General features: G+C 71.6%; 26 protein-coding genes. 14 read left to right on the top strand and 12 right to left on the bottom strand.

Annotated features, from left to right (window positions below; translation table 11 throughout):
- Position 1: 1 nt before the first annotated feature.
- On the bottom strand, positions 2-1,021 hold the full coding sequence (locus B0I31_RS15080; RefSeq protein ID WP_106616033.1) for a threonine aldolase family protein: 1,020 nt from the start codon (positions 1,019-1,021) through the stop codon (positions 2-4).
- Positions 1,022-1,173: 152 nt separating this feature from the next.
- Here B0I31_RS15080 and B0I31_RS15075 point away from each other — a divergent pair, with 152 nt between their 5' ends.
- From B0I31_RS15075 to purB, 7 genes are all read left to right on the top strand, one after another.
- Complete coding sequence (locus tag B0I31_RS15075) at positions 1,174-1,692, top strand: SigE family RNA polymerase sigma factor (RefSeq protein WP_073886176.1); 519 nt, start codon at positions 1,174-1,176, stop codon at positions 1,690-1,692.
- 17 nt (positions 1,693-1,709) lie between these two features.
- Positions 1,710-2,465: an SH3 domain-containing protein gene (locus B0I31_RS15070; protein ID WP_106616032.1), complete on the top strand. Its 756-nt coding sequence runs from the start codon at positions 1,710-1,712 to the stop codon at positions 2,463-2,465.
- 86 nt (positions 2,466-2,551) lie between these two features.
- Positions 2,552-2,875, top strand: a complete 324-nt coding sequence (locus B0I31_RS15065) for a DMT family transporter (protein ID WP_106616031.1) — start codon at positions 2,552-2,554, stop codon at positions 2,873-2,875.
- Between the two features lie 13 nt (positions 2,876-2,888).
- The gene (locus tag B0I31_RS15060) at positions 2,889-3,473 is read left to right on the top strand and encodes a TetR/AcrR family transcriptional regulator (protein ID WP_106616030.1); all 585 of its coding nucleotides are present in this window, start codon (positions 2,889-2,891) and stop codon (positions 3,471-3,473) included.
- Between the two features lie 48 nt (positions 3,474-3,521).
- On the top strand, positions 3,522-4,052 hold the full coding sequence (locus B0I31_RS15055; RefSeq protein ID WP_106616029.1) for an RNA polymerase sigma factor: 531 nt from the start codon (positions 3,522-3,524) through the stop codon (positions 4,050-4,052).
- On the top strand, positions 4,049-4,834 hold the full coding sequence (locus B0I31_RS15050) for a hypothetical protein (protein ID WP_106616028.1): 786 nt from the start codon (positions 4,049-4,051) through the stop codon (positions 4,832-4,834). The genes B0I31_RS15055 and B0I31_RS15050 overlap by 4 nt, the downstream gene beginning before the upstream one ends.
- Positions 4,835-4,881: 47 nt before the next feature.
- On the top strand, positions 4,882-6,315 hold the full coding sequence (gene purB / locus B0I31_RS15045) for an adenylosuccinate lyase (protein WP_106616027.1): 1,434 nt from the start codon (positions 4,882-4,884) through the stop codon (positions 6,313-6,315).
- Here purB and B0I31_RS15040 read toward each other — a convergent pair.
- From B0I31_RS15040 to B0I31_RS15025, 4 genes are read right to left on the bottom strand one after another with little or no spacing between them, the layout of a single operon-like run.
- The gene (locus tag B0I31_RS15040) at positions 6,312-6,749 is read right to left on the bottom strand and encodes a hypothetical protein (RefSeq protein ID WP_146173851.1); all 438 of its coding nucleotides are present in this window, start codon (positions 6,747-6,749) and stop codon (positions 6,312-6,314) included. The two genes, purB and B0I31_RS15040, sit on opposite strands and share 4 nt — an antisense overlap.
- Before the next feature lie 56 nt (positions 6,750-6,805).
- The gene (locus tag B0I31_RS15035) at positions 6,806-7,555 is read right to left on the bottom strand and encodes an amino acid ABC transporter ATP-binding protein (protein WP_106616025.1); all 750 of its coding nucleotides are present in this window, start codon (positions 7,553-7,555) and stop codon (positions 6,806-6,808) included.
- On the bottom strand, positions 7,552-8,382 hold the full coding sequence (locus B0I31_RS15030; RefSeq protein WP_219910730.1) for an amino acid ABC transporter permease: 831 nt from the start codon (positions 8,380-8,382) through the stop codon (positions 7,552-7,554). Before B0I31_RS15030 ends, B0I31_RS15035 begins: the two co-directional genes overlap by 4 nt.
- Positions 8,379-9,230: an ABC transporter substrate-binding protein gene (locus B0I31_RS15025; protein ID WP_106616023.1), complete on the bottom strand. Its 852-nt coding sequence runs from the start codon at positions 9,228-9,230 to the stop codon at positions 8,379-8,381. Before B0I31_RS15025 ends, B0I31_RS15030 begins: the two co-directional genes overlap by 4 nt.
- 63 nt (positions 9,231-9,293) lie before the next feature.
- On the opposite strand from B0I31_RS15025, the gene B0I31_RS15020 reads away from it, so the two are divergent.
- The gene (locus tag B0I31_RS15020) at positions 9,294-10,199 is read left to right on the top strand and encodes a phosphoribosylaminoimidazolesuccinocarboxamide synthase (RefSeq protein ID WP_106616022.1); all 906 of its coding nucleotides are present in this window, start codon (positions 9,294-9,296) and stop codon (positions 10,197-10,199) included.
- Between the two features lie 72 nt (positions 10,200-10,271).
- Complete coding sequence (locus B0I31_RS15015; protein WP_106616021.1) at positions 10,272-10,991, top strand: DUF2334 domain-containing protein; 720 nt, start codon at positions 10,272-10,274, stop codon at positions 10,989-10,991.
- Here the strand turns inward: B0I31_RS15015 and B0I31_RS15010 are convergent.
- Entirely contained in the window at positions 10,913-11,524 is a 612-nt protein-coding gene (locus B0I31_RS15010) for an MBL fold metallo-hydrolase (RefSeq protein WP_106616020.1), read from the bottom strand. The two genes, B0I31_RS15015 and B0I31_RS15010, sit on opposite strands and share 79 nt — an antisense overlap.
- A gap of 26 nt (positions 11,525-11,550) precedes the next feature.
- Positions 11,551-12,522 (bottom strand): NAD-dependent epimerase/dehydratase family protein, encoded by a 972-nt coding sequence (locus tag B0I31_RS15005; RefSeq protein WP_106616536.1) that lies wholly within the window; start codon positions 12,520-12,522, stop codon positions 11,551-11,553.
- Positions 12,523-12,809: 287 nt separating this feature from the next.
- Here B0I31_RS15005 and B0I31_RS15000 point away from each other — a divergent pair, with 287 nt between their 5' ends.
- The 4 genes from B0I31_RS15000 to purL all read left to right on the top strand — a co-directional run bounded on the left by B0I31_RS15000 (position 12,810) and on the right by purL (position 16,754).
- Entirely contained in the window at positions 12,810-13,352 is a 543-nt protein-coding gene (locus B0I31_RS15000) for a hypothetical protein (RefSeq protein WP_106616019.1), read from the top strand.
- A 227-nt stretch (positions 13,353-13,579) separates the two neighbouring features.
- On the top strand, positions 13,580-13,819 hold the full coding sequence (gene purS, locus B0I31_RS14995) for a phosphoribosylformylglycinamidine synthase subunit PurS (RefSeq protein ID WP_033428368.1): 240 nt from the start codon (positions 13,580-13,582) through the stop codon (positions 13,817-13,819).
- Positions 13,816-14,487: a phosphoribosylformylglycinamidine synthase subunit PurQ gene (gene purQ, locus B0I31_RS14990; protein ID WP_106616018.1), complete on the top strand. Its 672-nt coding sequence runs from the start codon at positions 13,816-13,818 to the stop codon at positions 14,485-14,487. Before purS ends, purQ begins: the two co-directional genes overlap by 4 nt.
- Positions 14,487-16,754 (top strand): phosphoribosylformylglycinamidine synthase subunit PurL, encoded by a 2,268-nt coding sequence (gene purL / locus B0I31_RS14985; protein WP_106616017.1) that lies wholly within the window; start codon positions 14,487-14,489, stop codon positions 16,752-16,754. The genes purQ and purL overlap by 1 nt, the downstream gene beginning before the upstream one ends.
- Positions 16,755-16,799: 45 nt before the next feature.
- On the opposite strand, the gene B0I31_RS14980 is transcribed toward purL, so the two are convergent.
- The 3 genes from B0I31_RS14980 to B0I31_RS14970 all read right to left on the bottom strand — a co-directional run bounded on the left by B0I31_RS14980 (position 16,800) and on the right by B0I31_RS14970 (position 19,447).
- Positions 16,800-17,594, bottom strand: coding sequence for a lysozyme (locus tag B0I31_RS14980; protein WP_106616016.1), 795 nt, complete (start codon positions 17,592-17,594; stop codon positions 16,800-16,802).
- A gap of 112 nt (positions 17,595-17,706) precedes the next feature.
- Positions 17,707-18,519, bottom strand: coding sequence for a lysozyme (locus tag B0I31_RS14975; protein ID WP_245949938.1), 813 nt, complete (start codon positions 18,517-18,519; stop codon positions 17,707-17,709).
- Between the two features lie 82 nt (positions 18,520-18,601).
- Positions 18,602-19,447, bottom strand: a complete 846-nt coding sequence (locus B0I31_RS14970) for an aldo/keto reductase (RefSeq protein WP_106616014.1) — start codon at positions 19,445-19,447, stop codon at positions 18,602-18,604.
- A 106-nt stretch (positions 19,448-19,553) separates the two neighbouring features.
- Between B0I31_RS14970 and B0I31_RS14965 the strand changes: the two genes are divergently transcribed.
- Positions 19,554-20,438: a LysR family transcriptional regulator gene (locus B0I31_RS14965; RefSeq protein ID WP_106616013.1), complete on the top strand. Its 885-nt coding sequence runs from the start codon at positions 19,554-19,556 to the stop codon at positions 20,436-20,438.
- On the opposite strand, the gene B0I31_RS14960 is transcribed toward B0I31_RS14965, so the two are convergent.
- A complete protein-coding gene (locus tag B0I31_RS14960) occupies positions 20,382-21,344 on the bottom strand; it encodes a pentapeptide repeat-containing protein (protein WP_106616012.1) in 963 nt (320 codons plus the stop codon). The genes B0I31_RS14965 and B0I31_RS14960 overlap by 57 nt on opposite strands.
- A 1-nt stretch (position 21,345) precedes the next feature.
- Positions 21,346-22,464 (bottom strand): pentapeptide repeat-containing protein, encoded by a 1,119-nt coding sequence (locus B0I31_RS14955; RefSeq protein WP_245949936.1) that lies wholly within the window; start codon positions 22,462-22,464, stop codon positions 21,346-21,348.
- Between the last annotated feature and the right edge of the window lie 77 nt (positions 22,465-22,541).

Raw genomic sequence — 22,541 nt, 5'->3', positions numbered from 1 at the left:
GTCAGCTCGCCGACCCGATCCGGCGCAACGCCTCGGCCACGTCGTCCGCGCCCACGTCGCGGTGCAGCACGAACCGCACCTTGCCCGCCATCGGCCCGGCGAACACGCCCAGGTGCCGCAGCCCGGTCAACGTCACCTCCAGGTCCGGCACGCCCGCCAGCACGATGTTGGTCTCCGGCTCGTCCACCTGCCAGCCCAGCTCGGCCAGCCCGCGCGCCAACCTGCGGGCGTTCGCGTGGTCCTGCGCCAGGTCGTCGATGCGGCCCAGCCCCACCAGCCCCGCGGCGGCCAGCACCCCACCCTGCCGGACACCGCCGCCGAGCATCTTGCGCACCCGCCGCGCCTCGGTGACGAACGACGACGACCCGGCCACCACCGACCCGACCGGCGCGCCGAGACCCTTCGACAGGCACACCTGCACCGTGTCCACCCCGACCGTCAACGCGGCGGGCGGCAGGCCCAGCGCCACGGCCGCGTTCCACAACCGGGCGCCGTCCAGGTGCACCCGCAGGCCGGTCTCCCGGGCCGCCGACACCAGCAGCGCGTGCTCGTCGGGCTGCGTCACGGCCCCACCGGCGGCGTTGTGCGTGTTCTCCAGGCACAAGAGCGTGGTGCGCAGCGTGTAGTACGGCCCGGACGTCCCCGCCGCCGCACGCACCGCGTCGGGTGACGCCCGACCGGGCCCCGCGTCGTGCTCCAGCGGGTGCGGCATCCCGCCCGCGATCCACGCCGCCGTGCCCAGCTCGTTGTCGAGCACGTGGGCGCCGCGCGGTGCGAGGAACCGGTCGCCGGGCCGCAGGTGCACGGTCAGCGCGATCAGGTTGCCCATCGACCCGGACGGCACCCACAGCGCCGCTTCCACGCCCAGCAGCTCCGCGACGCGCTCCTCGAGCTGCCGCATGGTGGGGTCGTGGTCGAGCACGTCGTCGGCGACCTCGGCACCGGACATGGCCAGTCTCATGGCCTCGTCCGGCTGGGTGACGGTGTCGGAGCGGAAGTCGAGTGGCGAGAGCTGGGTCACGAATGGATCACATCACACCGGGCAAGCCCTGACCCAGCCGCGTCGGCGGTACCACGATGGGGGTGACGCAAGTCTCGGTGAACCGGCGTGCAACCGTGTGCGGCACCGGTTCCGTCCGGTAAGTGCAAGCACGACGAGCGGAGAGAGTCCGCGTGGATCAGCGCGACGAGCAGGAGTTCGCGGAGTACTTCGTGGCTCGCCGGGAGGCCGTGCGCCGAACGGCGTTCCTGCTCTGTGGTGACTGGCACCGGGCGGACGACTTCGCGCAGACCGCGTTCGTCGCGTTGCACCGCAGGTGGCGCAAGGTCCGGGACAAGCAGGCCCTGGACGCCTACGTCCGCCGGACCCTGGTGCGCGCGGTGATCGACGAGTCCCGGCGGCCGTGGCGGCGGGAGCGCTTCGTGGACGAGGTCCCGGAGACGCCCTCGGGTGACGGCGAGGTCGCGGACGCGGTGGCGACGCGCGAGGCGCTGGTCGCGGGCTTGCGGCGGGTGCCACCCAGGCAGCGGGCGGTGCTCGTGCTCAGGTTCCTGGAGGGCCTGGACGTGGCGGCGGCGGCCGAGGCGTTGGGGTGTTCCGAGGGCACCGTGAAGAGCCAGACCTCCAGGGGGCTGGAAGCCCTCCGCGAGGCGTTGGGCGACACGATCGACGACTTGCGGCCGGCGTCGTGAGCGGGAGGAGGAGGTAGGTGGACGAGCAGAAGCTCTCCGAGCTGTTCCGCGACGCGGCCAGTGACGCGCCGCCCCCGTCCTTCGACGTGGACGCGGTGCGGTCGGCTTCGGCCCGCGCGACCGCGCGGCGCAGGTCGTCCGTCGCCGTGGGTTCCGCCCTGGCGCTCGTCCTCGTGTTCGGTGGCGTGGTGGTCGCCGGCGTCCTCGGGTCGGGCACGAGCGGTGATCACAGCGTGGCGGGTTCCGCTCAGGACGCTTCGTCCCCTAACGTCACACCTTTCAGCGCGGGCGAGCCGGAGGTCCTGTCGAAGGACGCGGTACCGGAGCGCAGCGGTGGAATGCCGCCCAAGAGCATCCCCGATGACCCGTCTACGCAGGGGGACGAGCCACCGGGGAGTGCCGGCCGCACGGCGGCCGGCAGCGCCCAACGCGGGTGCGTTGAGGTGGACCGGGAGCTCGCCGTCGCCCTCGCCGACGAGCTCTCGGTCGCCAACGCTGGCCAGGCCGCGCCCGCCGCGGCCGACTGCCCGCCCGACGCGCGGGGTGCGAGCTTCCTCGTGCGCGCCGGTGACGTCTACGGCACCGTGTCGGTGGTGGTCGTGCCGGCCGGCGCGACCGGGCTGGTGCCGGACCGCACGGACGCGTACGCGAGCGCGAAGACGCCGGATGGCCGGGAGCTGTACGTGCTCAGCCGGCCGGAGGAGGGTTCAGTCGAGCCGCCGCTGGCCGACAGGCTGGCTGAGCTGGCCGAACGGCTCGCGGCCAGGTCCTGAGTCGCGGAGAGCCGGATCACCCGTCGCTCTGGTACTCGCGTACCACTAATTTGGTACGCTAGTGCCAGATTGGGGAGGTGGTCGTCATGGCGTGGGCCGTGCTCATCGTGTCCGGCTTCTTCGAGGCGGGCTGGGCCGTCGCGCTGAAGCTCTCGGACGGCTTCAGCAGGCTGTGGTGGTCCGTGGTGTTCGCGGTGTTCGCGCTGATCAGCTTCGCCGGCCTGGCGTGGGCGATGAAGCAGCTGCCCGCCGGACCGGCCTACGCGGTGTGGACCGGGATCGGCGCGGCGCTCACCGCCGTCATCGGCATGATCTGGCTCGGCGACGGCGTGAGCACGATCAAGCTGGTCTCCATCGGCCTCATCGTCAGCGGTGTCATCGGCCTCAACCTGGCCGGTGGCGGGCACTAGTACCTTTCCTGCAATGACAGCCGCAACGCCGAAGGGCGAACGCCGGCGCCAGGCGCTGGTCGAAGCCGCCGCCGACCTCCTGGTCGACGGCGGCTTCGACGCGATCCGGCACCGCGCCGTCGCCGAGCGCGCGGGCCTGCCGCTGGCCTCCACCACGTACTACTTCGACTCGCTGGAAGAGCTGGTGACCGCGGCCCTGGAGTTCCAGGGCAACGCCGAGCTGGCCTACGGCAAGGCCAGGCTGGACGAGCTGGACCCGCGCGAGTGCGGCGGCGACGCGTTCGTCGAACTCGTGCTCGACCTGCTGCTCGGGCCGTCCGGCGACCGCGACGCCGAAGCCGTGCTGCTGCGCTACGAACGCCTGGTAGCCACGGGCAGGCGGCCCTACCTGCGGCCGTTGATGCGCAGGATGTCCGGCGAGCTGCACGCCCTGCTGTTCGACATCTTCACCCGGGCCGGTCAACCGGTCAGCCGGGAACGCGTGGAAGAGCTGATCGCGCTGGTCGACGGCGCCGTGGTGAACGCGCTCATCGAGATCAGCCCGGACCCCAGGGCGGCGGCCCGCCGGATGCTGCGCAAGGCGATGCAACCCCGCTGACGCCCGCCGCGTGAAGAGGGGTGGGGGCGCGGAAGGGGATCGGAACGCATGCGCAAGGCCGAGGAGCAGGGCTTCCGCGAGTTCGCGGTGAGCCACGCCGCGTCGTTGCGGCGCACCGCTTACCTGTTCTGCGGCGACTGGCACACGGCCGAGGACCTGATGCAGGCCAGCCTGCTCAAGCTGTACCAGGCGTGGCACCGGATCGAGTGGCGCGACACCCCGTCCGGGTACGCCCGCAAGGTGCTGCTGCGCACGTGGCTGGACGAGAAGCGCAGACCGTGGCGGCGGGCCGAGCAGCGGGACGGCGAGGTGCCGGACGTCGCCGACACGGCCGCCGACCCGGACCTGACCGGCGAGCGGCTGTGGGCGCGCGACCTGGTGCACGCGGCGCTGCTGCGGGTGCCGCCGCGCCAGCGGGCCGTGCTGGTGCTGCGGTACTTCGAGGACCTCTCGGTGAGCGAGGTCGCGGTGGCGATGGGGTGCACCGAGGGCACGGTGAAGAGCCAGACCGCGCGCGGGCTCGTGGCGTTGCGGGTGGCGGTCGAGGAACTGGAGCGAGGGGCGGTGGTGGCGTCGTGAGCGAGGCAGACCTGCGGGAAGGCCTTCAGGCCGCGGTCGGTGACGAGCCGCCGTTGAACTTCGACCCCGACGAGCTGATCCGGCGGGCGCAGGACGCGCGCAGGCGGCGGCGCGCGCTGGTGGCCGTGGCGGTGGTGACGCTCGCGCTCACCGGCACGGTGCTGGCCCTGCCCGGCGTGCTGGACCGGAGGATGGCGGTCGACGCGGCGAGCGGGTCGGTGCTGACCACCGCGCCGTCCCCGGCGGTGCTGTCCTCCCGGCCCGAACCGCTGTCGGCGACGACCGTGCCGCCGCCGCCCACCACGGCGGAACCCACGACCGGCGTCAGGTCGTTCCTCTCGGGTTACCTGACCGGGCGGTTCCCCGAGGTGGTGCCGGGGGCGAAGGTGACCGAGGTCCAGGTCAACGAGGTGCGTGACGCCGATCCGCGGCACTTCAGCGCGGTCGTGCGGTTCATCGACGGCACCGGTCCGAGCGGGGCGGTGGTGAGGTTGATCGCGCCTTCGGGGCGGGAACACCTCGCCCGGTTCTGCGCCGAGGTCGAGTGCGACGACCCGCAGTCGCGCAAGGACGGCACCCTGCTCGCGACCGGCGTGACCGGTGATCCGGCCTCGAAGGTGGTCGTGTCGCGCGCGGTGGCGCACTTGCGCGTGGACGGTTCGGTGGTGCAGGTCACCGCCTACGGGTACGACCCGGGGCGGGGCTCGGAGCTGCCGGACGTCGCGCTGACGGTCGACCAGCTGGTGGCGCTGGCCACCGACCCGAACCTGGCCGTGCCCTGACGCTCCCCGGCGTCCGGTCGTCCGCCACGCCGAAATAAGCTGGTCACGTGACGGTCAAGCCCCGCATCGCCAATGTCCTCGCCGGTCGCTACGCCTCCACCGAGCTGGCCACGCTGTGGTCCGCCGAGCACAAGATCGTGCTCGAACGGCGGCTGTGGCTCGCTGTGCTGAAGGCGCAGGCAGAGCTGGGCCTCGACGTGCCGGCCGAGGCCGTCGAGGACTACGAGCGGGTGGTCGAGCAGGTCGACCTGGCCTCGATCGCCGAGCGCGAGCGCGTCACCCGGCACGACGTGAAGGCGCGCATCGAGGAGTTCAACGCCCTGGCCGGGCACGAGCACGTGCACAAGGGCATGACCTCGCGCGACCTCACCGAGAACGTCGAGCAGCTGCAGGTGCTGCGCTCGCTGGAGCACGTGCGCGGCAAGACGGCCGCCGTCCTGGCCCGCCTCGCCCGCCGTGCCGCCGAGCACACCGACCTGGTGCTCGCGGGCCGTTCGCACAACGTCGCGGCCCAGGCCACCACGCTCGGCAAGCGCTTCGCCACGGCCGCGGACGAGCTGCTGGTGGCGTTCCGCCGGCTGGACGAGCTGATCGCCCGCTACCCGCTGCGCGGCGTCAAGGGCCCGGTCGGCACCGCCCAGGACATGCTCGACCTGCTCGGCGGCGACCGGGACAAGCTGGTGGAGCTGGAGCGCGGCGTGGCGGGCCACCTGGGCTTCACCACCGTGCTGACCAGCGTCGGCCAGGTCTACCCGCGGTCGCTGGACTTCGACGTCGTGTCCACCCTCGTGCAGCTGGCGGCGGGGCCGTCCTCGCTGGCCAAGACGATTCGGCTGATGGCGGGCCACGAGCTGGTCACCGAGGGCTTCAAGGCGGGCCAGGTCGGCTCCAGCGCGATGCCGCACAAGATGAACACCCGGTCGTGCGAACGGGTCAACGGCTTCGCGGTCATCCTGCGCGGCTACCTGTCCATGGTCGGTGAGCTGTCCGGCGACCAGTGGAACGAGGGTGACGTGTCGTGCTCGGTGGTGCGCCGGGTGGCGCTGCCGGACGCGTTCTTCGCCTTCGACGGGCTGCTGGAGACGTTCATCACGGTGCTGGACGAGTTCGGCGCGTACCCGGCCGTCGTCGCCCGCGAGCTGGACCGCTACCTGCCGTTCCTGGCCACCACGAAGGTGCTGATGGCGGCGGTGCGCGCGGGTGTCGGCCGGGAGACCGCGCACGAGGCGATCAAGGAGCACGCGGTCGCGGTGGCGCTGGCCATGCGCGAGCAGGGCCTGGCCGAGAACGACCTGCTGGACCGGCTGGCCGCCGACGACCGCCTGCCGCTGGACCGCGCCGCCCTGGACGCCCTGCTGGCCGACCGCCTGTCGTTCACCGGCGTGGCCGAGCAGCAGGTCGCGGACGTGGTGGCGCAGGTGGAGGACGTGTTGGCGAAGTACCCGGCCGCCGCCGGCTACGTCCCCGAGCCCATCCTTTAGGCCTTATCCCAGACCAGGCGGCCGCGGCGGGTGCGCTCGCACACCAGGTCGCGGCCGGTCGGGTCGACCGCCGTGGCGCCCTCCTCGTCGCACGGGAAGCCCTCCAGGGCCACCTGGTCGAACCGGGGCGGTGTCGTCGTCGGCTCGGCCGGCGGCTCCGGCTGGGGCTGGACCTGCACGGGCGGAGGTGGTGGCGGCGGCTCGGTGGTGGCGGCGACCGTGGTTGGTGGCGGCGGGGTGGTGGTGGTCGTCCCCGGCTGCACCGAGATGTTGGCCACCGCCGGGATCGAGGTCACCGGCGCCGAACTGGAGATCGTCGGGAGCACCACCGGCTCCGGGCTCGCCGACGGCTTCGCGCAGGCACCCGTGAGCAGCAGCAGGAGCAGCCCACCGCTCGCCGCGACAGGTGCCACAAATGCCTTCCGATGGACCACGCCAAGCAGAGTAGGGGTCACCCGTCCGATACCCCAAGTGGCGTCTCCCGAGCGGCCTAAAGGCGGCCCGCGTCGATGATCCGCCGCAGGAACTGCCGGGTGCGCGGGTGCACGGGCTCGCCGAGCACCTGTTCGGGCGGCCCCGACTCGACCAGCCTGCCGCCGTCGAGGAACACCACCCGGTCGGCGACCTGCCGGGCGAAGCCCATCTCGTGGGTGGCCATCAGGATCGTCCGGCCCGCCTCCGCCAGCTCCCTGACCAGCGCCAGCACCTCCCCCACCAACTCCGGGTCCAACGCGCTGGTGATCTCGTCCAGCAGCAGCAACCGCGGCGAGTAGGCCAACGCCCGCGCGATCGCCACCCGCTGCTGCTGCCCGCCGGACAGCTGCTCGGGGTAGCCGCCCGCCCGGTCCGCGAGGCCGACCCGGTCGAGCAGGTCGAGGGCGTTGCGCTCGGCCTCCTCCCGCGGCACGCGGTGCACCACGCGCGGCGCCAGCGTGACGTTGTCCAGCACGGTCATGTGCGGGAACAGGTTGAACGCCTGGAACACGATGCCCATGCCGCGCCGCGCCACGTCGGCGTCCACCCGCGGGTCGGACACGTCGACGCCGTCGAGCAGCACCTGCCCGTCGTCCAGCTCCTCGAGCAGGTTCACGCAGCGCAGCAGCGTCGACTTGCCCGAACCCGACGACCCGATCACGGTGACCACCTCGTGCTCGCGCACGTCGAGGCTGATCCCGTCCAGCACGGTGTGGTCGCCGTAGCGCTTCACCACACCGCGCACGCTGAGCACCGGTTCGGTCATCGTCCCCCCTGACGGCGCTCCACCCGGCGGCCCAGCGCGTCGGCGAACCGCGCCGTGGGCACCGCGAGCAGCACGAACAGCAGCCCCGCCACCACGTACGGGGTGAAGTTGAACGCCCGCGCCTGCTCGATCTGCGCCGCGCGCACCGCGTCCACCGCGCCGAGCACCGAGATCAGCCCGCAGTCCTTCTGCAGCGAGACGAAGTCGTTCAGCAGCGCGGGCATGACCCGCCGCACGGCCTGCGGCAGCACCACCAGCCGCATGGTCTCGCGCCGGCCGAGACCGAGCGACCGGGCCGCCGCCACCTGCGACGGGTGCACCGATTCGATCCCGGCGCGGAAGACCTCGGCCACGAACGCGGTGTACGCGAGCACGAGCGCCGCCCCGCCCAGCACCACGAAGTCGTTCGGCACGCCGGTGAGCCGCAACGCGGGCAGGCCAAACCCGACCAGGTACAGCAGGATGATCAACGGCATGCCGCGGAACAGGTCCACGTACACCGTCGCCAGCACGCGCAGCGGGAACCACACCGGGCCGCGCAACGTCCGCAACACGGCCACGACCAGCGCGAACACCACGATCAGCACACCGCACACGGCCAGCACGCGCAGGTTCAGCCAGAGGCCCTCCAGGATCGCGGGCAGCGACCGCCAGGCGATCTCCACGTTGAAGAACGACTGCCGCACGCGTGGCCAGCCCGGCGCGCGGGCGACGGTGACGCCGACCGCCGCGGCGAACACGGCGGTCGACAGCAGCGCCACCAGCGTGGACCGCCGCGAACGGGAGCGCTTGTAGGCCAGGCGCTCCCGTTGCAGCTCGCTCGTCACTTCAGTTCGGGTGCGCTGCCCGCGGAGGACAGCCACTCCTGCTCGATCCTGGCCAGCGAGCCGTCGGCGCGCAGGTTCTCCACCGCCGTGGACACGCACGGGGTGAGCGGGCTGCCCTTGTCCAGCACGATGCCGAACTGCTCGGGCTTGCCGTCGCCCGCCGGGATCTGCCCGATGATCAGGCCTTCCTCCAGCTCCGCGCTCGTGATGTAGAACGCGGTCGGCAGGTCGACCACCAGCGCGTCGATCTGCCCGGCGCGCAGCGCGGCCTTGCCGTCGTCGTTGGTGTTGTAGACCGCGACGTCCTGCTCCGGCTGCAGCCGCTCGGCGGCGTCGAAGCTGGTCGTGCCGACCTGCGCGCCGATCTTGACCTTCTTGAGCTCGGCCAGCGTCTTCACCGACGCGGCCTTGGACGTGTTCAGCGTGATCACGGCCTGGTCCACGTCGTAGTACGGCGCGGAGAAGTCGACGGCCTGCTTGCGCTCCTCGGTGATGGAGAACTCGTTCAGGTCCATGTCGTAGGTCTTCTTGCCCGGCTGGATGGCCGCGTTGAACGGCACCCGGGTCCACACCACGTCGGTCTTCGCGTAGCCCAGCTCCTCGGCCAGCGCGTAGGCGATCGCGGACTCGAAGCCCTTGCCGTTGGTCGGGTCGTCGTCCACGAACCAGGGCTCGTACACCGGTTGGTCCGTGCCGAAGGTGATCTTGCCCGGGGTGAGCGTGGGCAGCTTGTCCTTCGTGCAGGCCACGCCGTCGACCTGGTTGGTCGGTGGCGGTGCCTCGTCCGCGGGGGCGCAGGCGACCGCGAGCAGGGCGGTCACGGTGAGTATCAGTCCGGGTGCACGCATGCGCTGAATCTTGCCGCAGGTGGGAAGAGCAGCCCGAGAGCTCCGGGCAAGTAGGCTTCGGCCGTGCCCAAGCTCGCCGACTACCGGCAGGTCGCCGAAGGCAAGGTCCGTCAGGTCCACGAGGTGGACGACGACCTGCTGCTGTTCGTGGCGTCCGACCGGATCTCCGCCTTCGACCACGTGCTGACCACCCAGATCCCGGACAAGGGGCGGGTGCTCACCGCGATGAGCGTGTTCTGGTTCGAGAAGTTCGCGGACCTGGTGCCCAACCACCTGGTGGCGTGGGACGACCCGCGCATCCCCGCCGAGGTGCGCGGCCGGGCGCTGCTGGTGCGGCGGCTGGAGATGGTCCAGGTGGAGTGCGTGGCGCGCGGCTACCTGACCGGGTCGGGGATGGCCGAGTACCGGCAGACCGGGTCGGTGTGCGGGGTGGAGCTGCCGTCCGGGCTGGTGGAGGCCTCGGAGCTGGTGCCGCCGATCTTCACCCCGGCGACCAAGGCCGAGCTCGGCGCGCACGACGAGAACGTGTCGTTCGCGCACGTCGAGGCGGAGGTCGGTGCCCCGTTGGCGGCCCGGCTGCGTGACGCCACGCTGGAGGTCTACGGCGCGGCACGGGAGTTCGCCCGGTCGCGCGGCGTGGTCCTGGCGGACACGAAGTTCGAGTTCGGGCTGGACCGGTCGGGGACGCTGGTGCTCGGCGACGAGGTGCTGACGCCGGACTCGTCGCGGTACTGGCCGCTGGAGGGGTACGCGCCGGGGCGCGTGCAGCCGTCGTTCGACAAGCAGTACGTGCGCGACTGGTTGACCTCGCCCGCCTCCGGCTGGGACCGGGCGTCCGACACCCCGCCGCCACCTCTGCCCGACGACGTCGTCGCCGCCACCCGGTCCCGATACGTCGAGGCGTACGAGCTGATCACCGGCCGTTCGTTCGCGGACTGGCCCAGCCCCGACGAGACGGGCGCGGAATAGTTCGCCGGCTCCGCACCCGGGCGTCACCTCGTCTTAGAGCGGGCGACACGCCGGTGAGGCGCACTGGGTGTCATGGTCGCCGAACTCGTGGTTTCGCTGTCCGGCATCGGGCCGAGCACGCTCGCCCGGTGCGCCGACCTCGCCGACGAACTGGACCGGCGGCGGGTGCCGTTGTCGCTGCTCCTCGCGCCGCGCAAGGCCGTGCCCGGTGAGGCGTTGAGCTGGGTGCGCCGCCGCGTGGCTGCCGGTGACGCGCTGGTCCTGCACGGTTTCGACCACCAGCCGGACCCGACCCGCAGGGCCGTGTCGCTGCGCCGCCGGGCCGAGTTCGCCGCGCTGCCCGCGCACGAAGCCGGCCTGCGGCTGGTCGCCGCCCGGGCCGGCCTGGAGCGGCTGGGCCTGGCCACGGAGGTGTTCGCGCCGCCGTCGTGGCTCGCGTCACCCGGCACGCTGGTCGCGCTGCGCCGGCACCGGTTCGCGGTGTGCGCCGACATGGTGGGCGTGCGCGACCTGCGCACCGGCGCCACGCGGGCCGGCCGGGTGCGGATGGTCACCGAGCACTGGAGCTACCTGCTCAGCGTCGGCCGGGCGGCACGGCGCGGCGGGCTCGTGCGGATCGGCGTGGACGCGGCCGACCTGGACCGGCTCGGGCCGCGCGAGGCCGTGCTGGAGGCCGTCGACCTGGCCCTGCACCACGGCGCGTCGCCCGCGACCTACAGCTCGACCGCTTCGCCGCGCGGCAGCACGACGACCTCGACGCCTTCGGGCGCGGTGCCGACCAGGACGCGGTAGAAGACCTCCGTCCGGGCCAGGATCGCCTCGTGGATCGGCACCGCCTTGCGCGGGCCGACCTTCGCCAGGAAGTCCGCCGCGTCGGAGACCTTCATCCACGGCGCGGCGGTGGGCAGGCCGAGGACGTCGACGCGCTGCCCGGGCACGGTCAGCGAGTCGCCGGGGTGGTAGAACGCGCCGTGGTCGACCAGGTAGCCGACGTTGACCGGCAGTTCGATCCGGTCGTGGATGACCTCGTGGGGCGCGTCGACGACCGTGACGGCCGTGCCGCCGAACTCCAGCGCGTCACCTGGATTGACGATCTCGGCGCCCTCCAGGTCGAACGGCGCGATCAGGCGTGCGCCGGGGTTGGCCGCGCGGACGGCGGCCAGCGCGCCCGGGTCGACGTGGTCGCGGTGCTCGTGGGTGACCAGGATCGCGTCGAGCCCTTCGAGCACCTCGAAGCCCGACGAGTACACGCCGGGGTCGAACAGCAGCCGGGCCGCGCCCGTGTCGACCAGCAGGCACGAGTGCCCGAAGTGGGAGATCAGCATGCGGGTGCTCCTCTCTGCGGCGCCGCTCACCCCACGTCGTGCAGCAGCGCGTCCTCCACGCCCGGCGGCAGTCCCGCACGTCGGGTGCGGTCCAGGCCGAGGGCCTGCTCGTACGCCAACGCGTCCACCGCCGTCTCGGCCGTGGGTCGGACCCGCAGTCCCGCCGCCAGCGCGGGACCCGCGTCGCGGAACATCATCGCCCGGTGCGACGGCGGCAGCCACAGCGGCAGGGACTTCGCACCCATCCACGGCTCGACGCCGTGCCGCTGGAGGGCGGGCTCGGGGATGCGGACCAGTACCGTGCCCGGCGGCGCCACCGCGCCCGCGATCTCGCCCAGGACCAGCGACAACGGGTTAGCGGGGCCGATCGCGTCGTAGGTGCCGGTGGTGCGCCGCTCGGCCGCGTCCACGATCCAGGCGGCGAGGTCGCGCACGTCGACGTGCTGCGCGGGCTGGTCGGGCGCGTCGGGGACGGCCACCCGGCCACCCCGGGACAGCCGGTTGGGCCAGTAGCCGAACCGGTCGCTCGGGTCGCCGGGGCCGGTGATGAGGCCGGCGCGGACGATGAAGGCGCGGTCGCCGATGGCGTCGAGGACGGCGTGCTCACCGGCGACTTTGACCGCGCCGTAGCGCTCGGAGGACATCGGCGCGTCGGGGTCGTCCTCCAGCGGGTCCAGCGTGGCCGTCGTGCCGGGGACGGAGTGGTCGGCGTAGACCGAGCAGCTGGAGACGAACGTCCAGTGGTCCGCGGTCACCGCTCTCAACGCCCGGCGGACCCACGTGACCGACATCTTCGCCACGTCCACCACCGCGTCGAAGTGCGCACCCTCCAACGGCCCCAGGTCGACATCCCGGTCCACCGGCACCAGCACGGCCCCGTCCGGCACCCGCCCGGACTCCCCCCGTGCCGCGCAGACCACCTCGTGCCCCCGCCGCACCGCTTCGGCCGCTGTCGCCTTGCTGAGGAACACCGTCCCACCGAGCACCAGGATGCGCATGATCCCCACCCTGCGGTGCCGACCCGTCCCCCGCCACCACGTCCGCCCATAGCGAACGCCCTACCGGGCTGAAAAAGGCGCGAGCACGTCCGCCGACCGTCCGGACGTCGGCTGGGCCCGCTTCCTCGGCCTACGGGGCCTCGGCTGTTCCAATCTTGGCGAAGTGCCGCACCGGGAACCCAATTCTCGACGGGTGAATCCGCCTCGAAATTGGACCACTGGGGCGAGTCGACACACGTTCGGAGGGAATTGTTCCAGCGGCAACGGTCAAGTGTCGATATTCGGCCGTGAGCGTGCATGCTTTTGTCGACGAATCTCAGCGCAACCACCAGTACTTCCTCGCTGCCGCCGTGGTGGCACCGGCGGAGCTGCGTCCGCTGCGCACCCTGTTGCGCGGACTCCTCCTGCCCGGGCAGCGGGAACTGCACTTCAAGAAGGAGACACAGCAACGGCGCCGGTTGATTCTCGCGCGGCTGGCGGAGGGTGGAGCTCGGGTGCGCATCTACCAACGGGCCTTCTCGCGCGATGCGGAAGCGGCGCGCCAGGATTGCCTCGCCCGGTTGACCGCCGACATGCTCGACTTGGATGTCAACCGCCTCGTCCTCGACACTCGCGAAGATCGGGACATTCTCGACGACCGCACGATGCGGACGTCCCTGGGCAAGTACCCGCGGGCGTCGCAACTTGCCTACGAGCACTTGCTCAGCACCTCGGAGCCGCTGCTCTGGATCCCCGACGCGGTCGCGTGGTCGCACGGTGCAGGAGGTGACTGGGCGCGTCGGGCGATGGGGACCGTTGTGCGGGTCGTCAAGCTCGACCACGAACCCTAGAAAGCGCGAAACCCAGCCGCCGACCGTCCGGACGTTGGCTGGGCCCACTTCCTCGGCCTACGGGGCCTTGGCGAGATCAGATTAGCAAGAAACCGTCGAAACGACCTTGTCACGATCGGGTGATCCCAGGTGAACGTGTGCTGCCCACCACGTGCGAAGTTGATGAACACCCTGGTCAGGTAGGCTCTGCGAGTACCGCCAGCCCTCCTAGCTTGGAGCAGCCTGTCGTGGCCCGAGTCGTCGTCGACGTCATGCCGAAGCCCGAAATCCTCGACCCGCAAGGACAGGCGGTGGCCAACGCGCTGCCCCGTCTCGGGTTCGACGGAATCACCTCTGTCCGCCAGGGCAAGCACTTCGAGCTGGAGGTCGCCGACGACGTCGACGACGCCACGCTCGCCAAGATCGCCGAGACCTTCCTCGCCAACCCCGTGATCGAGGACTGGGTCGTGAGGCGGGTCGAGGCATGAGGGTCGGGGTCATCACGTTCCCCGGCACGCTGGACGACGTCGACGCCGAGCGCGCGGTCCGGTACGCGGGTGGGGAAGCGGTCAAGCTCTGGCACGCCGACCACGACCTGAAGGACGTGGACGCGGTCATCGTGCCCGGTGGGTTCTCCTACGGCGACTACCTGCGCTGCGGCGCGATCGCCCGGTTCGCCCCGGTCATGCAGGAAGTGGTCGACGCGGCGAAGAAGGGCATGCCGGTCCTCGGCATCTGCAACGGCTTCCAGATCCTCTGCGAGGCGCACCTGCTGCCCGGCGCGCTGATCCGCAACCACAAGCTGCACTTCGTGTGCCGCGACCAGTGGCTGAAGGTGGAGAACAACGCCACCGCCTGGACCACCCGGTACGACCAGGGCGCGGAGATCCTCGTCCCGCTGAAGTCCGGTGAGGGCGGCTACCAGGCCGACCAGTCCACTTTGGACGAGCTGGAGGGCGAGGGCCGCGTGGTGTTCCGCTACGTCGGCGAGAACCCGAACGGCTCGCGCAACAACATCGCGGGCATCACCAGCGCCAACGGCCGGGTCGTCGGCCTGATGCCGCACCCGGAGCACGCGATCGACGCGCTCACCGGGCCGACCGACGACGGCCTCGGCATGTTCCTGTCCCTCGTCGACTCGGTGGTGAAGGCCTGATGACCGTCGACACCGTCAAGAACGCGGAGAACACGCCCGACCAGGAGCAGCCCTACAAGGAGCTGGGCCTGAAGGACGACGAGTACGCCCGCATCAAGGAGATCCTGGGCCGCCGCCCCACGGACGCCGAGCTGGCCATGTACTCGGTGATGTGGAGCGAGCACTGCTCCTACAAGTCGTCCAAGGTGCACCTGAAGTACTTCTCCGACACGACCACCGACGAGATGCGCGCGAAGATGCTCGCGGGCATCGGCGAGAACGCGGGCGTGGTCGACATCGGCGACGGCTGGGCGATCACGTTCAAGGCCGAGAGCCACAACCACCCGTCCTACGTCGAGCCGTACCAGGGCGCGGCGACGGGTGTGGGTGGCATCGTGCGCGACATCCTGGCGATGGGCGCGCGTCCGCTGGCCGTGATGGACCCGCTGCGGTTCGGCCCGGCCGACGCGCCGGACACCCGCCGCGTGCTGCCGGGCATCGTGGCCGGCGTCGGCGGCTACGGCAACTGCCTCGGCCTGCCCAACATCGGCGGCGAGGTCGTGTTCGACGCGACCTACGCGGGCAACCCGCTGGTCAACGCCCTGTGCGTGGGTGCGATGCGGGTCGAGGACCTGCACCTGGCGCACGCCTCGGGCACCGGCAACAAGGTCATCCTGTTCGGCGCCCGCACGGGCCTGGACGGCATCGGCGGCGTGTCGGTGCTGGCCAGCGAGACGTTCGACGACTCGGCGGGTGCGGGCAAGCGCAAGAAGCTGCCCAGCGTGCAGGTCGGCGACCCGTTCACCGAGAAGGTGCTGATCGAGTGCTGCCTGGAGCTGTTCGCGCAGCGCATCGTGGTCGGCATCCAGGACCTGGGCGGCGCGGGCCTGGCGTGCGCGACGTCGGAGCTGGCCAGTGCCGGTGACGGCGGCATGCACGTCTACCTGGACCGGGTGCCGCTGCGCGCCACGGGCATGACGCCGGCGGAGATCCTGTCCAGCGAGTCGCAGGAGCGCATGTGCGCGGTCGTGCGGCCGGAGGACCTGGACGCGTTCATGGCGGTCTGCCGCAAGTGGGACGTCATCGCGACCGAGATCGGCGAGGTCACCGAGGGCGACCGGCTGGTGATCACGTGGCACGACGAGGTCGTGCTGGACGTGCCGCCGCGCACGGTGGCGCACGAGGGCCCGGTGTACAACCGGCCGATCGAGCGCCCGGCCGACCAGGACGCGCTGCAGGCCGACACCCCGGACCGGCTGCCGAAGCCGGCGCGGGACGAGCTGCTCGACCTGGTCAAGACGATGGCCGCGTCGCCCAACCTGGCGTCGAAGCGGTGGGTCACCCAGCAGTACGACCGGTACGTGCGCGGCGGCACGGTGCTCGCGCAGCCCGCCGACTCGGGGATGATCCGGATCGACGAGTCGACCCACCGGGGCGTGGCGCTGTCCACGGACTGCAACGGCCGCTACACCAAGCTCGACCCGTACGCGGGCGCGCAGCTGGCGCTGGCCGAGGCGTACCGGAACGTGGCGACCACGGGCGCGACCCCGGTCGCGGTCACGAACTGCCTGAACTTCGGCTCGCCGGAGGACCCGGCGGTGATGTGGCAGTTCGAGCGGGCCGTGAAGGGCCTCGCGGACGGGTGCGTCGCGCTGGGCATCCCGGTGACCGGCGGCAACGTCAGCTTCTACAACCAGACCGGTTCGACGGCGATCCTGCCGACGCCGGTCGTGGGCGTGCTGGGCGTGATCGACGACGTCCGCCGCCGCATCCCGACCGGGATCGGCGCGGAGGCGGGCGAGACGCTGCTGCTGCTCGGCGAGACGCGCGCGGAGTTCGGCGGCTCGGAGTGGGCGCACGTCGTGCACGGGCACCTGGGCGGCCTGCCGCCGGAGGTGGACCTGGCGCGGGAGAAGCTGCTGGGCGAGGTGCTGGTGGCGGGTTCGCGGGACGGCATGCTGTCCGCCGCGCACGACCTGTCCGATGGCGGCCTGGCGCAGGCGCTGGTGGAGACGTGCCTGATCGGCGAGGTCGGTGCCCGCGTGTTCCTCGAGGGCGACCTGTTCACCGAGCTGTTCAGCGAGTCGACGGCCCGCGTGCTGGTGGCCGTGCCGCGCACGGAGGAGCTGCGGTTCACCGACATGTGCACCGCGCGCGGCCTGCCGTGGCGCAAGGTCGGCGTGGTGGACCCGGAGTCCGACGCCCTGGAGATCCAGGAGCTGGGCTCGCTGCCGCTGGCCGAGCTGCGCGAAGCCTGGGAGGGCACCCTCCCGGCGCTGTTCGACTGAGCGGGGGGTGGCCGGCCGGGGAGGACCCGGCCGGCCACCTCGTGATCAGCCGTTGGCCAGGGCCTGGAGCCGGTCGTAGGCGCCGTTGAACTGGTTCTGGTCGATCGGTGAGGACGAGTACTGCCAGAACGTGTAGAACGGCCACGCGTACGGCAGGGTGCCGACGGTGGACGAGTAGCGCGCGACCCACAGCGGGTTGGTGGAGCTGAAGTCGCCGCTCACGCACTGGTTCCACCAGCTGGTGGACGTGTAGATGACGGGCCAGCGGCCGGTGCGGGCGTGGTAGCGGTCGCTGAACGACTTGATCCACGCGGTCATGCTCGCCTTGGACAGCCCGTAGCAGGTGGAGCCGTAGGGGTTGTACTCCATGTCCAGCGCGCCGGGCAGGGTCTTGCCGTCCCGGGACCAGCCGCCGCCGTTGTTGACGAAGAAGTCGGCCTGGGTGGCGCCGGCGGACCGGTCCGGTAGCGCGAAGTGGTACGCGCCGCGGATCATGCCGACGTTGTAGGACCCGTTGTACTGCTGGGCGAAGTACGGGTTGCGGTAGGTGGTGCTCTCGGTGGCCTTGACGTAGGCGAACCGCTTGCCCTGGCCCCACCAGTAGTTCCAGTCGACGTTGCCCTGGTGCCCGCTGACGTCGATGCCGTACACGACGGCCTGGGCGCTCGGGTCGGTCGGGATGGCGATGCGCCGGCCGCCGCCGCCTTCGTGCTTGGCGATCTGCGAGCCCATGGCGTGGTCTTCGACGACGGGTGCGGCCTGCGCGGTGCCCGCTAACCCGAGCACCGCCAGTCCGATGCTGGTCAGGAGGGCGGTGGCAGAGCGTGCGATGTTCTTCATCGGGGACTCCTTGAGCCAGTGCAGGGAGTTGACTCGATGGGCAGTGTGCTGCACCTCTAACCTGTTCACCAGGGTTCATGTGAATTAGTCACGAAAACGGAGCAACGCCCGGTCATCCCAGGGCGACCCGGTGCAACTGGTCGTCGTTGCCGTTGAAGAGGTTCTGGTCGCCGGGGAACAGCCCGGCCGCCCGCCACTGCCAGATCGTCTCGTAGTCCCACCCGTGCGGCAGGGGTCCGAGCACGTCGGCGTAGTGCGCCACCCACAGCGGGCTCGTGTCGCCGAACCGGTCCGCCTCGCCGACGCACCGGTTCCACCAGCTCGTGGACGTGTAGATGGTGGGGTGCCTGCCGGTGCGCTGGACCAGGCGGTCGCTGAACGCCCGCACCCACGCGCCCATCGCGGCCTGGTCCAAGCCGTAGCACGTGTCGCCGTACGGGTTGTACTCCAGGTCGACCGCGCCGGGCAGGGTCTTGCCGTCGCGGGACCAGCCGCCGCCGTTGGAGGCGAAGAAGTCGGCCTGGGTGGCGCCGGCGGACCGGTCCGGTAGCGCGAAGTGGTACGCGCCGCGGATCATGCCGACGTGGTAGGACCCGTTGTACTGCTGGGTGAAGTTCGGGTTGCGGTAGCCGGTGCCCTCGGTCGCCTTGACGTAGGCGAACCGCGCACCGTCCGCCCAGGCCTTCGCCCAGTCGACGTCACCCTGATGGCTGCTGACGTCCATGCCCGGCACGGAACCCGCGGTCCGCGGCCGTTGCCGCGCGGTGCGGTCCCGGCCCTCGTGCTTCGCGATCTGCGAGCCCGCGTAGTGGTCCGCGGACCCTTCGGGCAGCGCTTCGGCGACGGGCACCTGGGCGATCGCCAACGTGATCGTGACGGCACCCAGTCGGGTGATCAAGGTGCGCAGGCGGGTGTGTGGCGCCATCAACGCCCCCATTCGGTCGGCAGTGCTGGTACGTCCGGCCTAGATCGTCAGGCCGGACGTCCCCCGCCGCATCCGCAGGACGTCACCCGTCCAGGCGCTTCAGCTCCTCTTCCGACAGCCGCAGGTGCACCGCGTCGGCCGAATCCGAGATGCTCGCCGGCCGCGACGAACCCGGGATCGGCACGACCTGCGGCGCCTTGGCGAGCATCCACGCCAGGCACACCTGCTGCGGGCTGACGCCGTGCTCGCGGCCGATCTCGGCGAACGCGGTGAACCGCTCGCCCAGCTCGCCCGCCGCGCTCATGCCGCCCAACGGGCTCCACGGCAGGAACGCGATGTCCAGCTCGGCGCACAGCTCCAGCTCCGGCTCGCTGGAGCGGAACGCCGGCGAGAACTGGTTCTGCACGCTCGCCAGCCGGCCACCCAGGATCTCGTTGGCCTCCCGGATCTGCGCCGGGTCGAAGTTGGACACGCCCGCGAGCTTGATCTTGCCCGCGTCCAGCAGCTCGGCCAGCGCGCCGACCGACTCGGAGGTCGGCACCTCCGGGTCGGGCCGGTGGAACTGGTAGAGGTCGATGGCGTCCACGCCGAGCCTGCGCAACGACGCCTCGCACGCGGCCTTCAGGTACTCGGGCCGCCCGTCGACCTCCCAGCCGCCGCCGGACGTGCGGGTGTGGCCGCCCTTCGTGGCGACCATGACGCCGTCCACGCCCTTCAGCGCCTCGGCGATCAGCTCCTCGTTGTGCCCGAAGTCGCGGTCGTCGGCCGAGTAGGCGTCCGCGGTGTCGATCAGCGTCACGCCCTTGTCGAGCGCGGTGCGGATGGTCTCGATCGCCTGGGTGCGATCGGGCCGGCCTTCCAGCGACATCGGCATCGCGCCCAAGCCGATGGCGCTGACCTCGACTCCCCCGATTCGGCGAGTCAGCATTGTTCGACCTCCGTGTGTCGCAGTTGTGCATCACCAGCTTGGGGGGTAGGCATTAAGCTGTCCAACAGAAGAAGCTGATGCAATTCAGCAGTTCGGGTGATGAATCGTGGAACTCCGGCAGCTCGAGTACTTCGTGGCCGTGGCCGAGGAGTGCCACTTCACCCGCGCCGCCCGGCGCATGCACGTCGCCCAATCGGGTCTTTCCGCGTCGATCCGGGCGCTCGAGGTCGAACTGGGCGCGCCGCTGTTCGTGCGCAGCACCCGCCAGGTCGAGCTGACCCAGGCCGGCCGGGCGCTGCTGGTCGAGGCGAGGCGCGTGCTCGGCACGATCGACGCGGCGCGTGACGCGGTGGCCGCCGTGCAGGGGCTGCTGCGCGGCACGCTGGCCGTGGGCAGCATCCAGTGCCTGCACGCCGTGCACCTGCCCGCCGTGCTGGCCCGGTTCCACGAGCTGCACCCCGGCGTGGACCTGCGGCTGCGCCAGGCGGGCTCGGGCGAACTGGTCGACCTGGTCCGCGCCGGACGGCTGGACCTCGCGTTCGTCACGTCCGGCCGGGCGGCCGACGACCTCAAGCCGGCCACGCTGTCCAGCGAGCCGCTGGTGCTGGCGTGCGCGCCGGAGCTGCCGTTCGCTGAACGCGAGTCGGTGCGGCTCGCCGAGCTGGCCGGTCAGCCGTTCGTGGACTTCAACCCCGACTGGGGGACGCGCGACGACGTGGACCGCGCGCTGGCCACCGCCGGCGTGGACCGGAAGGTCGCGGTCGAGGTCAACGACGTGCACTCGCTGCTCGACTTCGTCGGCTTCGGGCTCGGCGTGGCCCTGGTGCCCGCCTCGTTCGCGGCGAAGCAGACCAGGGCGAAGTTCGTGGAGCTGGTCGACGCGCCGACCGCGGAGACCGCCGTGGTCACCGCGCCGACGGTGAGCGCCGCCGCGTCAGTCCTGCTGGACATGGTCCTGGAGGCGGGCCGGGGGCTGCCCGTCGCCGGTTAGCCGCCAGCCGACCGGGTCGTTGCGGAACGCCGTCCCCGCCAGCACTTCGAGCTCGCCGACCTGCGGCCGCGGCGGTTCGGGCGACGAGTGCAGGAAGGTGCCGACCTTCGCCCCGGTGACGTTGACCTCGCCGTCGAACGTGGTGTCCTGGAACGAGATGCCGCCGGCGAACCTCCCGTCCCGGAAGGTCACCCGGCCGTGGAACGTGGCGCCGGAGAACAGCGCGGGCTTGCTCAGCACCGCCTCGTTGAACTGCGTGATCCCGTAGAACTGCGCGCGCCGGGCGACCAGCCTGCCGAACCGGCGCCCCTCCAGCCGGAGGTGCACGAGCTTCGCGCCGGTCAGGTCCACCTGGTACGGCGTCGGGTCCGGGTCGTCGCCCCAGGGCAGCAGGTCCGTGATGAGCCGCTGGGCGGTCATCCGGACGGTCATCTCGTGGTCCTGCTCCGGCGTCACGTCGCGCTTCTTGCCGAGGTAGGCCTGCTCCGGGTCTTCCGGCTTCTTCTCGAGGGCCGCGTGCTCGAACGGCCGCCGCAGGTAGGCGCACAGGACGCTGAGCACGGTCTGCTTGTACCGGGGCGTGGTGTTCGCCAGGCCCGCGAGCACGTGCATCGCACCCACCCTGACCTGGTCGGCCTCGTTGCCCAGCAGCTCGACGGCCCGTGCGAACCGCTCGTCGGCGACCTTCTCGCTCTCCAGCTCGTGCCGCGCCTCCTCGACGCGTCGCCGCCGGTCGTTGAGCCACAGCGCGTACAGGGCGATGATCGAGCCGCCGGCCAGCCCACCGGTCTTGATCGCCTCCGCCTTCGGCTGCCTCGGGTCGACCAGGACCAGCACGGCGGTCGTCACGACCGTCACGACCAGCGCGCCGAGCACGCTCGCCACCAGCAACCCGCGTCCCCGCACGTCAACTCCTGACCAGTCCGAGGCCGCTGTCCTCGCGGCGCTCCACCACCCAGCCGTCTGGCAGGGTGTTCTCGTGCTCCAGAGACACGTACATGGCGTGCGTGCACGCTCGCTGGGGTTTCGCCAACGTCAGGTGCACACCGCGGCGGAAGTTGGCGTCCGCGAAGTCGATCGGCTCCGCGAACTCGCAGTCCGCGAACGTCACCGGCGCGGTGAACCTGACCCCGGCGAACTTGTTCGGGCCGAGGAACCTCGTGGCGGTGAAGTCGGCGGTGTCGTGGCACCTGAACCGGCTGAACCACGCCTTGCCGTGGAAGACCGCGTGGTGCGCGTACAGCCGCCCGTCGCTGACGGCGTCGGTGAACCAGGCGCCGCCGTGCACCACGGTGTGGTGGAACGCGTTCGACTCCCGGAGCTGCACCGCGCGCAGGGTCAGGTTGCCGACCTGGCGGTGGGACAGGTCGAAGTACTCCAGGAACGCCCTGGTCAGATCCAGGTTGTAGCGCGGCGCGTCGGCGGTGTCGGCGCGGGGGAGCAGGTCGGCGATCAGGCGCTGGGCGGTGAGCCGGACCTCCAGCTCCCGCTCGTCCCGGGCCACCACATCGTCGTCCTCGCGCGTCTCGACGAACGGCCGGCGGAGGTAGGCGCACAGCACGTCGAGCACGGTCTGGGTGTACTCGGCGCGTGACCGGGCCAGCCCGGCCAGGGCGTGCATCGCGCCCACCCGCACCTGCTCCGCGTCGTGACCGAGCAGTTCAACCGATCGGGCGAACCGCTCGTCGGCGACCCGCGACCGGTCGTGTTCGGCCCGCGCGTCCTCCAGCTGCTGCCTGGCGACCTCGACCAGCTGCCGTTCCTCGTCGGTGCGGCGCCGCCGGTCGTTGAGCCACAGCGCGTAGAGGGCCACCAGCGCGCCGCCCGCCAGGCCGCCGGTCTTGATCGCCTCGTTCTTCGGCGCACCGGGGTCGACCACGAACAACCAGCCCGCGACCAGCAGGAACGCCCCGATGGACCCGGTCAGCGTCGGCGCCAGCAGGCTGCGTCCCCGCCGGTGCTGGACGGCCAGCAGCACGGCCGCCACCGCTGAGACGACCGCGCCCGCGATCCACAGGTACCTCACAAGGCCGTCATTCTTCCCGGTGATCAGTTCAGGGGTGGGTGATTGAAGAACTCGCGCACTTCGACGGTGTGCTAACT

This window comes from Saccharothrix carnea, from assembly GCF_003014735.1.
Lineage (GTDB): Bacteria > Actinomycetota > Actinomycetes > Mycobacteriales > Pseudonocardiaceae > Actinosynnema > Actinosynnema carneum.
Note: the sequence above shows the minus strand (reverse complement) of the source record. Positions and strands in the feature narration are given on the sequence as shown.

Bases quoted from the DNA above. Each gene is read 5' to 3' on its own strand.
- B0I31_RS15065 (WP_106616031.1), top strand. From the start codon at position 2,552: ATGGCGTGGGCCGTGCTCATCGTGTCCGGCTTCTTCGAGGCGGGCTGG.
- B0I31_RS15060 (WP_106616030.1), top strand. From the start codon at position 2,889: ATGACAGCCGCAACGCCGAAGGGCGAACGCCGGCGCCAGGCGCTGGTC.
- B0I31_RS15055 (WP_106616029.1), top strand. From the start codon at position 3,522: ATGCGCAAGGCCGAGGAGCAGGGCTTCCGCGAGTTCGCGGTGAGCCAC.
- B0I31_RS15035 (WP_106616025.1), bottom strand. From the start codon at position 7,555: ATGACCGAACCGGTGCTCAGCGTGCGCGGTGTGGTGAAGCGCTACGGC.
- B0I31_RS15025 (WP_106616023.1), bottom strand. From the start codon at position 9,230: ATGCGTGCACCCGGACTGATACTCACCGTGACCGCCCTGCTCGCGGTC.
- B0I31_RS15015 (WP_106616021.1), top strand. From the start codon at position 10,272: ATGGTCGCCGAACTCGTGGTTTCGCTGTCCGGCATCGGGCCGAGCACG.
- B0I31_RS15010 (WP_106616020.1), bottom strand. From the start codon at position 11,524: ATGCTGATCTCCCACTTCGGGCACTCGTGCCTGCTGGTCGACACGGGC.
- B0I31_RS15005 (WP_106616536.1), bottom strand. From the start codon at position 12,522: ATGCGCATCCTGGTGCTCGGTGGGACGGTGTTCCTCAGCAAGGCGACA.
- purQ (WP_106616018.1), top strand. From the start codon at position 13,816: ATGAGGGTCGGGGTCATCACGTTCCCCGGCACGCTGGACGACGTCGAC.
- purL (WP_106616017.1), top strand. From the start codon at position 14,487: ATGACCGTCGACACCGTCAAGAACGCGGAGAACACGCCCGACCAGGAG.
- B0I31_RS14980 (WP_106616016.1), bottom strand. From the start codon at position 17,594: ATGAAGAACATCGCACGCTCTGCCACCGCCCTCCTGACCAGCATCGGA.
- B0I31_RS14975 (WP_245949938.1), bottom strand. From the start codon at position 18,519: ATGGCGCCACACACCCGCCTGCGCACCTTGATCACCCGACTGGGTGCC.
- B0I31_RS14970 (WP_106616014.1), bottom strand. From the start codon at position 19,447: ATGCTGACTCGCCGAATCGGGGGAGTCGAGGTCAGCGCCATCGGCTTG.